The sequence below is a fragment of the Protofrankia sp. CiP3 genome (assembly GCF_917627345.1).
GTDB lineage: Bacteria > Actinomycetota > Actinomycetes > Frankiales > Frankiaceae > Protofrankia.
In genome coordinates this window covers 1-3,040 of sequence record NZ_CAKJTM010000223.1, presented here as the reverse complement: position 1 = coordinate 3,040, position 3,040 = coordinate 1, and the positions used below count along the sequence as shown (strand labels likewise).

3 protein-coding genes are annotated in these 3,040 nt (G+C 62.8%); 1 reads left to right on the top strand and 2 read right to left on the bottom strand.

The features are described from left to right. Nucleotides 1-378: 378 nt before the first annotated feature. The gene (locus MJ797_RS26590) at nucleotides 379-873 is read right to left on the bottom strand and encodes a hypothetical protein (RefSeq protein WP_239342473.1); all 495 of its coding nucleotides are present in this window, start codon (nucleotides 871-873) and stop codon (nucleotides 379-381) included. After that, the gene (locus MJ797_RS26585; RefSeq protein ID WP_239342471.1) at nucleotides 860-1,642 is read right to left on the bottom strand and encodes a GTPase domain-containing protein; all 783 of its coding nucleotides are present in this window, start codon (nucleotides 1,640-1,642) and stop codon (nucleotides 860-862) included. Before MJ797_RS26585 ends, MJ797_RS26590 begins: the two co-directional genes overlap by 14 nt. A gap of 558 nt (nucleotides 1,643-2,200) precedes the next feature. Between MJ797_RS26585 and MJ797_RS26580 the strand changes: the two genes are divergently transcribed. After that, the coding region (locus tag MJ797_RS26580) for a helix-turn-helix domain-containing protein (RefSeq protein ID WP_239342468.1) at nucleotides 2,201-3,040 on the top strand (840 nt) is incomplete at its 3' end.

Genomic DNA, 3,040 nt, shown 5'->3' with positions numbered 1-3,040 from the left:
CTTCCTACCTGGTCAGCGCCCGTAACCACGGCGTCCGCCCGGTCGACGCGATCCAGGCCGCCCTCGTCGGCGCGCCCTGGCTCCCCACCCCGGTAGCCGCCTGAAAGCCGGCGCCGCCACCGGCCACGCCTAACACCGGCCAGCACATATCGATCTTGGAGCGGTTCTATAGCTCCGGCCTACCCCTGAATGGACACCCGCCGACCTCGCGGCGATACTCAAGACGAACGCGGAGGCGGACCGGTTCACCCTGTTCGACACCGCCGTCCGCCGGATCTTCGCGCTGGCCAAGCGGTCCGGCCTGCCAACCTGCGGCCCAGACCACCAGATCAAGTCACCGCAAACCTTCGACCTTCACAACGGGTCATCAGGTCGAAATCAGATTATCACGGCCACTGCCGCGACGGCCATCAGGAGAAGATTTCCCACCGAGTAGACAACAGGACCGCGTTGCCCCGGGACAAGGGGAAGGTGAGAAGCTTCAAACGAGTCACGCAACGCAAAGCGAACATCCAGTGGTGGGCGATGAACGGGACTCGTCGTACCGCCGGCCGTGGGCGCGATAAACCACTGGACCTCGTCACTGATCTCTTCGAACAGTGAGTTCGATCTTCTTCGATCCTCCTCGAACATCGAGGCGGCAAGAAGTCCGGCGGCGACTGTCAGGCTCGGGACGATCAGTAGTATCTCCTTCGATCCGGGGTAAAAGATTCTCGCGATCCAAACAGCTGAGACCGCCAGCAGATTCAGTACGGTTACCGTTAGCAGCGCGCTTCTCAGGTAATGCAGTCGCCCGGCGAGTTGTTTCAGGAGATGTATGGCGGACGGCAACTCGCGAGCCCCTGGGTCCCGCTGGTGGTCACCGTCCTGCACGCTTGACCGCCGCAAGGAGGAGTTGGGTGATGAATCGTTCCCGGAGATGGATGCGGGCGTCGTCGTCAAATTCTCCGGAAACATAGCCGTCCTTGAAGTAGCGATGAATGACCGAGCAGTACTCGAAGACGCTATGGCCGTCCACGCTCACATGTTCGAGCCGCTGCCCGTACTCGCCTTCTCCGTAGTACCTGATGACCCTCTCACGGTCGCCTCTCCACAGGTCGGACTTACTGACAAGCGTCATGACCCACTGCGGTTTCGTTCTGTGTTCGCCGACTATGTCTATCCATTCTTCCATTGCCTTCAGCTCTAGGAGCCTGTTGCGCTCCAGCCAGTCCTCGCGCGGATGGTACTGGTCATCCAGGGCCTCGCCTCTACCCGAACGACCCTCGTGGTACCCCCAGCATGTCACATTGATTATTCCCAGCGGAGGATGCTTCAGGGCTTCAAGAATCTGGGCCCTCCGGCGCGGAGCATGCGCCAACTGACCCGGAGTGTCGTGAAAGACAAACGGCTCCGAATCCAATTTCAGGCGCTCGGTCCTCCCGTGCTCCGTCCGATCCATGTGGTCAATTGCTTGCGGAATGAGGGTCTTCAACGACTCGAGAAGATTTGATTTCCCGGTCCCGCTTGAGCCAAGCACGAGCACATGGTGCTTATGCTTGAACGAGTCTCTGATTCTGTCACCCCACCCGTTCTTATGTGCGATTTGCACTACCTGCACCGCCGCTCTTGCGGCAGCTATTTCCTCAGCGCCTGTTACCATGCGGCCCTCCCATGGTCCTGTCCTGTGTCGTCGTTGTTTCCTGACAGGCTGCCGCCCTGGTGGCTTGCAGTCTTTCGGGTGCGTCGGCACGCATGATCAGCCTGCCGGGTCACCCGGTCCGCCCACGCGTCCCGGCCATCAGCCCCCTCCCGAGGCATCGCAGGCTTCCGATTTACCCAGCTAGGCCGAGTACAGGTGTCATGTCAGCAAGAACCCGGATACATCCTTTAAGTCCAGCCTTGCTGCCTACGCGCGCTGTTGCAAGGACTTTGCGTTTCCTATGCCCGCGAAACTGCTGAAACCGCCCTTGACCTGCGCACTCGGGCCGTCCGTGGGGCGGCCGGTGGCCGGCGTGCCGGCCCCCGAGGGACAGCCGCGACCGAGGGGTCAGGGCACCGACGGACGGGACCGCATCCAGGGTTCGGGCGCCGGCCATCCAGACGACCCAGGCCGGACTTCGGCCCTGCCGCCAGGTCCGGCGTCGCCGACGGACACGAGGCCCATATGATGTCGGAGCCTACCTACAGCCCACAACACGTACGGAACCCCGGAGACGTCGTGTCAGGTGAAGAACTCGAGTGCGCCGGAGGGTTCGGTGCCGCGCTACGGGATGCCCGGGGAGCGAAGAAACTGACGCTCCTGGCCTTCGCCCGTCAGATCAACTATTCAAAAGGCCACGTGAGCAAGATCGAATGTAGCAAGGCCCGGCCAACCCCAGAGTTCGTCGAGAAGTGCGACACGACCCTCGGTATGGGCGGTCAGTTGGTGGCCAGGTACGAAGCGGACCACTCATCGGCCGGAACGGTAGCCCGCCCGACGAAAGTGCCCCCTGTCGACATCCCACCACTCCCCTATGATTTCGTCGGCCGTGGCGCCGAGGCCGACCAGCTGATTAGTGCGATAGGTGGACGGCCGGAGAGCCATCGCGCGACCACCGTCCTGATACACGGTATGCCGGGCGTCGGAAAGACGGCGCTCGCCCAGCACGTGGCGCACCGGGTGCAGGCGCGGTTCCCAGACGGATGCCTTTTCGTGACTTTTGAGGGCAGCCGTGATCAGGAGCTGGAGTGGAACATACATGGCCGGCTTTTGCGGCGGCTCGGCATGGCAGCCGGCGATATCCCGACGGAGCCCGACGAAGCGCGCGCCTGTTTCCTGTCGTTCCTCCACCCTCGGCGCGTGCTCATCGTCGCCGACGGCGTGACGAACGCCGACCAGGTCACCTCGCTGGTGACGGCCTCGCCCGACTGCGCCGTAATAGCAACCAGTCAGCAGCGTCTTGATGTGCTGGAGGACTGCCACAGGACGCTCTTGCAGCCGCTTTCCGGTTCTGACGCCGCAGGCCTGCTTCGAGTGGTCAGCGGCCGCAGTGACCTCGGTGCGGAGGCCGACGTGCTG

What these genes read in the sequence shown, in the direction of transcription:
- MJ797_RS26585 (WP_239342471.1), bottom strand. Translation starts at nt 1,642, where the DNA reads ATGGTAACAGGCGCTGAGGAAATAGCTGCCGCAAGAGCGGCGGTGCAG.